Source organism: Cellulomonas sp. P1_C4, from assembly GCF_056406355.1.
Genome location: NZ_JBFUAI010000031.1, coordinates 22,825 through 28,929 on the forward strand (window position 1 = coordinate 22,825; position 6,105 = coordinate 28,929).

Annotated in this window: 6 protein-coding genes; all 6 read right to left on the reverse strand. The window is 74.7% G+C overall.

What is annotated here, in order from left to right:
- Positions 1–4: 4 nt before the first annotated feature.
- On the reverse strand, positions 5–1,480 hold the full coding sequence (gene der, locus AC1DYZ_RS19225) for a ribosome biogenesis GTPase Der (RefSeq protein ID WP_477066708.1): 1,476 nt from the start codon (positions 1,478–1,480) through the stop codon (positions 5–7).
- Between the two features lie 56 nt (positions 1,481–1,536).
- The gene (locus AC1DYZ_RS19230; RefSeq protein WP_477066709.1) at positions 1,537–2,346 is read right to left on the reverse strand and encodes a class I SAM-dependent methyltransferase; all 810 of its coding nucleotides are present in this window, start codon (positions 2,344–2,346) and stop codon (positions 1,537–1,539) included.
- Complete coding sequence (locus tag AC1DYZ_RS19235) at positions 2,343–3,032, reverse strand: lysophospholipid acyltransferase family protein (protein WP_477066710.1); 690 nt, start codon at positions 3,030–3,032, stop codon at positions 2,343–2,345. Before AC1DYZ_RS19235 ends, AC1DYZ_RS19230 begins: the two co-directional genes overlap by 4 nt.
- Positions 3,029–3,736 carry a (d)CMP kinase gene (gene cmk, locus AC1DYZ_RS19240; protein ID WP_477066711.1) on the reverse strand — a complete coding sequence of 236 codons (708 nt, stop codon included), beginning with the start codon at positions 3,734–3,736 and terminating at the stop codon, positions 3,029–3,031. The genes AC1DYZ_RS19235 and cmk overlap by 4 nt, the downstream gene beginning before the upstream one ends.
- A complete protein-coding gene (locus AC1DYZ_RS19245; protein WP_477066712.1) occupies positions 3,718–4,827 on the reverse strand; it encodes a prephenate dehydrogenase in 1,110 nt (369 codons plus the stop codon). Before AC1DYZ_RS19245 ends, cmk begins: the two co-directional genes overlap by 19 nt.
- Positions 4,824–6,105: pseudouridine synthase (locus tag AC1DYZ_RS19250; protein WP_477066713.1), on the reverse strand; the 1,282-nt coding region annotated here is incomplete at its 5' end. The genes AC1DYZ_RS19250 and AC1DYZ_RS19245, both read right to left, overlap by 4 nt.

Sequence of the window (6,105 nt, forward strand, 5' to 3'; positions counted from 1 at the left end):
CCTGTCACCGCTTCCGCTTCTCGCGCACGCGGACGGAGATCGAGATGGGCGTGCCCTCGAAGCCGAAGGTCTCGCGCAGGCGGCGCTCGATGTACCGGCGGTAGCCGGGGTCGAGGAAGCCGGTCGCGAAGATGACGAACCGCGGCGGCCTGGTGGACGCCTGGGTCGCGAAGAGGATGCGGGGCTGCTTGCCGCCGCGCAGCGGGTGCGGGTGGGCCGCGACGAGCTCGCCGAGGAACGCGTTGAGGCGCCCGGTCGAGATGCGGGTGTCCCACGAGTCCAGCGCGCGCTCGAGGGCCGGGACCATGCGGTCGGTGTGCCAGCCGGTCTTCGCGGAGATGTTCACGCGGGGCGCCCACTGCACCTGCACGAGATCCTGCTCGATCTCGCGCTCGAGGAACGGGCGGCGGTCCTCGTCCATGAGGTCCCACTTGTTGTACGCGATCACCAGCGCACGACCGGCCTCGATGACCTGCGTGATCACGCGGGTGTCCTGCTCGGTGAGCTTCACGGAGGCGTCGACCAGGACGACGGCGACCTCGGCCTTCTCGATCGCGGCCTGCGTGCGCAGCGAGGCGTAGAAGTCGGCGCCGGACGTCTGGTGGACGCGGCGACGGATGCCGGCGGTGTCGACGAACACCCACGGCTTGCCCTTGAGGGCGACGAGCTCGTCCACCGGGTCACGCGTGGTGCCGGCGACGGAGTCGACGACGACGCGCTCGGCGCCGAGCACCTTGTTGAGCAGCGACGACTTGCCGACGTTCGGGCGGCCGACCAGCGCCACGCGGCGGGGGCCGTCGGGGATCGGGGTGCCGTGCGCGGAGACCTCGGGCAGCGCGTCGATCGCGGCGTCGAGCAGGTCGCCGGTGCCGCGGCCGTGCAGGGCCGAGACCGGGAACGGCTCCCCCAGCCCGAGCGACCACAGGTTGGCGGCGTCCGCCTCGCCCGCGGGGCCGTCGACCTTGTTGGCGCAGAGCACGACGGGCTTGCCGGCCTTGCGCAGCAGGCGGACCACCTGGGTGTCGGTCTCGGTGACGCCGACGGTGGCGTCGACGACGAAGATCACGGCGTCGGCCAGCGAGATGGCGACCTCGGCCTGCTGGGCCACGCGCGCCTCGATTCCGGCGACGTCGACCTCCCAGCCGCCGGTGTCGACCAGCGTGAACCGCTTGCCCGACCAGTCGGCGGGGTAGCTCACGCGGTCGCGGGTGACGCCGGGCTTGTCCTCGACGACGGCCTCGCGGCGGCCGAGGATGCGGTTGACCAGCGTCGACTTGCCGACGTTCGGGCGGCCCACGACGGCGAGCACCGGGAAGACGACGACGGGCTCCTCGCCGATCTCGCCGACGTCGCCGGCGTGCAGGAGGGCGAGGTCCTCGTCCTCCAGCTCGTAGTCGGTGAGACCCGCGCGCAGCGCCCGCTCGCGGTCGGCGTCGCCGGTCTCGTCGGGCAGCACCAGGGCGGGATCGGGCTCAGTCATGCCCTCATTGTCCCAGGTGTACCGACCGCAGGGCGACGAGCAGGGCGAGAGTCCCGTCACGGCCGCCAGATGGCCGCGGCCACGTCGCGCTCCCGCTCGCTGAACGGGCCCGGGCCGAGGAGGCCTCGCAGGTCGCTCTCGAAGGCGCCGATCCGGTCGCCGAACAGGTGCGGGGCCGAGCTGGAGAGCGAGAGGACCGCATCGACGACGTCGTCGGCGGTCCTCTCGACCGGCTGCCCGCGGGGCACGACGAGGCGCTCCGGTCCGCGATAGCCGGCGGCCCGCATGACGTCCTCCTCGCCGCCGCGCGTCCCCGTCGGGAGCGTGCCGCGGCCCGCCCGCCGCACCGGCCCCAGGTACGCGGCGACGAGATCGTCGATGCGGTCCCATGGCGGCCGCAGGTGCGGGAGCTCGTCGTCGCCCTCGAGGCCGCGGTGAGTCATGGCCGACACGTGCACCCACGCGCCGCCCTCCTCGAGCATCCCGCGCACCCGCTCCGCCACCAGCGGCTGGTCCATCCAGTGGAAGGACTGCGCGAACACGACGGTCCGGAACGTGCCGAGGTCAGCCGGCAGCTCCTCCGCACGCAGCTGCCGCCACTCGACCGGCGTCGCTCCCGCGGCGCGCTGCGCCTCGGCGAGCATGTCGGCGTCCGGGTCGACACCGACGGCCGACGAGAACAGGGGCGCCAGCAGCAGGGTGAGCGAACCCGGGCCGCACCCGACGTCGAGCAAGCGGCCGGTGCCGTCCAGGCCGAGCGCGGCACCGAGGGCGTCCGCGAGCTCCGGCGGGTACGGCAGGCGGCCGACCACGTAGTGCGCGGCGGTTCCCGCGAACAGCGACGGGTCCCACGCCCACTCGGTCATCGCGGTGAGCGCTCGCGGTTCGGGTCGTCGGTCGGCAGCACCAGGCCCGTGCGCGCGACGGCGCCGTCGACCAGCTGCGCGAGGGCGACCCGGATCGCCTCGTTGGCCTGCTCGAGCGCCACGCGGCCGGACGTGCCCGCCGCCCGCTCCAGGATGAGGGGCTCTCCGAACTCGATCGCGAGCCGACGTCGCAGTCCGGGGACGTGACCGACCGACTCCCCCGTCCGGCGCGTGCCCAGCACGGCGACCGGGACGACCGGCGCATGGCCGTTGAGCGCCAGCCACGCGATGCCGGCACGGGCGCTCGCCGCGTCGCCCTTGCCGCGGTTCCCCTCCGGGAACACCCCGACGGCGCCGCCGCGCTTGAGCACGACCAGCGCGCTGTTCAGGGCCGACCGGCCCCCGTCGTGCTCGACGGGGATCTGGCCGGCGGCGCGCAGCACCCAGCCGACCGGCCCCCAGAACATCTCGATCTTGACCAGCATGTTCGACGGCCGGGGCGCGACCCCGAGCAGCACCGGGCCGTCGATGATGCCGGTGTGGTTGGCGGCGAACAGGACGGGTCCGTCCGTCGGCACGTGCGCGGCACCGACGACGCCGGTGTTCCAGACCACCCGCGCCAGGAAGCGCCCGATCCAGCGCGACCAGCGCGGACCGAACGCCGACGGACCGGTGGACGTGCTCACGCGCGGGAGCCCACGACCGACTCGACGACGTCGAGCACGGCCTGCACGGTCTGGTCGAAGTCCAGGTGGGACGAGTCCACGGTGACGACGCCGTCGGCGGCGACGTGGAACTGCACGACCGTCGAGTCGTCGGCGTCGCGCCGCAGCACCTGGTCGCGCGTGGCGTCGACCGCGTCGGCGTCGTCGGAACCATGCAGCTCCAGCGCGCGCCGGGCCAGGCGCGCCTCCTCGCTCGCGGTCAGGAGCACGCGCACGTCGGCGTCAGGCGCGACCACCGTGGTGATGTCCCGCCCCTCGGCGACGATCCCGGCGCCCGAGCGCGCCCGGTCGATGGCTTCCCGCTGCAACCGGCCCAGCTCGGCGCGCACCCCGAGGTTCGTCGCCACCGCGCTCACCGCGGCCGAGATCGACGTCTCGCGGATCGCCTCACCGACGTCGATGCCGCCGACGTGGACCGTCGGGTTCGCCGGATTCACGCCCATGACCAGCGGGAGCTCCCTGACCTGCGCCGCGACGGCGTCGACGTCGGTCAGCGGGACGCCCTGCTCCAGGCACCACCAGGTCGCCGCGCGGTACATCGCCCCGGTGTCCAGGTACGCGAGTCCGAGGGCGCTGGCCACGCCGCGCGAGACGCTCGACTTGCCGGACCCCGAGGGTCCGTCGATCGCGATGACGAGGGCCGTGCTCAACTCACCAGTCTCCATCCGCGGGCTGTCAGCTCCGCCTCGAGGTGCTCCACGCTGCCGGGCAGCACCGAGATCTGTGCCATGCCGACCGGGCGGCCGGCGGCGTGCTCGAGGAGCAGGTCCTCGAGGTTGACGCCCACCTCGCCCACCTCGGTGAGCAGGCGCGCCAGCTCGCCCGGGGCGTCCGGAACAAGAACCGTGACGACGGCGTAGGTGCGCTGGGCACCACCGTGCTTGCCGGGGATGCGCGCGACGCCGGCGTTCCCGTCGGCGATCGCCTGGGCCAGGGTGGCCAGGGCGCCGAGCTCGACGGTCTCCGGACCGTCGGCCGCGGCCGCCTGCCCGAGCGCGGTGATCACGCCGTCCAGGTCGGTGCGCAGGTCCACCAGGACGGCGCGCACCGCCGCGGCGTTCGCGGCCAGGATCGACGTCCAGAGCGCGGGGTCCGACGCCGCCAGCCGCGTGACGTCCCGCAGGCCCTGCCCGGCCAGGCCCAGTGCGGCCTCGTCGGCACCCCGCAGCCGCGCGGCGACGAGGCTCGCGGCAACCTGCGGCACGTGGGAGACGGCCGCGACCGCGGCGTCGTGGGCGTCGGCGTCCATGGTCACGGGCACCGCGCCGAGGTCGACGGCGAGCGACCGCACGGCGAGGACGGCGGCGGGGCTCGACGAGCCCGAGTCGGTGATCACCCACGGGCGCCCGAGGAACAGGTCGGGCACGGCGGCCGACGGGCCTGAGCGCTCGCGACCGGCCATCGGGTGCGAACCGACGTACCTCGAGAGGTCGGCGCCGGCGGCCTTGAGCTCGGCGAGCACGTAGCCCTTCACGCTGGCGACGTCCGTGACGACCGCGTCGGGGTAGGCCTCGAGCTCGGCGCGCACCACGTCCGCGGTCACGTCCGGCGGGGCGGCGACGACGACGAGGTCCGGCGAGGCATCGTCGGCGCGCGCCGGCCGTCCCGCACCGACGTCGCGCGCGAGCGCGAGAGCGGTCCGCGAGGGGTCGTGCAGGACGACGTCGACACCGTGGGTGGTGAGCGCGAGGCCCACCGACGTGCCCAGCAGGCCGGTGCCGACGATGCGCACCGGCCCCCTCGTCGCCTGCGTCACATGCCCACCCGTGTCATCAGGGAGCCCACCTCGGTCTTCGACAGCACGCGGGTGCGACCCGGCTTGAGGTCGCCCAGGCGGATCGGGCCGATCTGCGTGCGGACCAGCTGCGTGACCGGGAAGCCGACCTCGTCGAAGATCCGTCGCACGATGCGGTTGCGGCCCTCGTGCAGCTCGATCTCCACGAGGCTGGCCTGCGGCGTCGTCTGCACGATCTGGAACTTGTCGATCTTGGCCAGGCCGTCCTCGAGCTCGACGCCCTTGGTCAGCCGGGTGCCCAGCGACGGCGTCACGCGACCGTCGAGCTGCACCAGGTAGACCTTGGTGACGCCGTGCGACGGGTGCGAGAGCCGGTTGGCCAGGTCGCCGTCGTTGGTCAGCAGGATCAGGCCCTCGGTCTCGGCGTCGAGGCGGCCGACGTGGAACAGCCGCTCCTCGCGGTCGGCCACGAACTGCCCGATCGACGGACGGCCCTCGGGGTCGTGCATGGTGGAGACGACGCCCTTGGGCTTGTTGAGCGCGATCGTGATGATCGACGAGTCCAGCTGCACGCGCATGCCGTCGACGTGGATCACCGCCGTCAGCGGGTCGACGCGCACGCCGAGCTCGGTGACCTTGTTCCCGTCGACCGTGACGCGGCCGGCGGAGATGAGGTCCTCGCACGCGCGCCGGGAGCCGAGGCCCGCCGCCGCCAGCACCTTCTGCAGGCGCGTGCCGTCGGGGTCGTGGACGTCGATGGTCACCTCGGGCGTGCGGCTCGGCTTCGACGGGCGGCTCGACGCACCGTCGCTGCGCGGCCGGCCGGTGCCGCCGCTGCGCGGATAGCCGCTGCCGCTCTTCGGACGCGGGGCGCCGCCGCGCGACGAACCGCTCGGACCGCCGCGCGAGGCGCCGCCGGTCGTGCCCCGCGAACCCGCGGAGCTGCCACCGCGAGGCGCACCGCCGCTGCTCGACCCGCCCCGGTACCCACCGCTGTCGCGCGAGTCGCCGCCGCCGGAGCCGCCCCGGTACCCGCCGCTGTCGCGCGACCCGCCGCTGCTCGAGGCGCCGCGGTAGCCGCCGCCATCGCGCGAGTCGCTGCCGCCGGAGCCGCCCCGGTACCCACMGCTGTCGCGCGAGCCGCCGCCGGTCGAACCGCCGCGGTAGCCACCGCTGTCGCGGGACCCGCCGCCGCTCGGGGCGCCACGGTAGCCACCCGTGCTGCCGCCGCGCGAGTCGCGCGACCCGGCGGAGCTGCCGCCGCTGCTGCGGTACCCGTCGCCGCCGCCCGTGCTGCCG

What these genes read in the sequence shown, in the direction of transcription:
- cmk (WP_477066711.1), bottom strand. Translation starts at nt 3,736, where the DNA reads ATGGAGACTGGTGAGTTGAGCACGGCCCTCGTCATCGCGATCGACGGA.
- der (WP_477066708.1), bottom strand. Translation starts at nt 1,480, where the DNA reads ATGACTGAGCCCGATCCCGCCCTGGTGCTGCCCGACGAGACCGGCGAC.
- AC1DYZ_RS19230 (WP_477066709.1), bottom strand. Translation starts at nt 2,346, where the DNA reads ATGACCGAGTGGGCGTGGGACCCGTCGCTGTTCGCGGGAACCGCCGCG.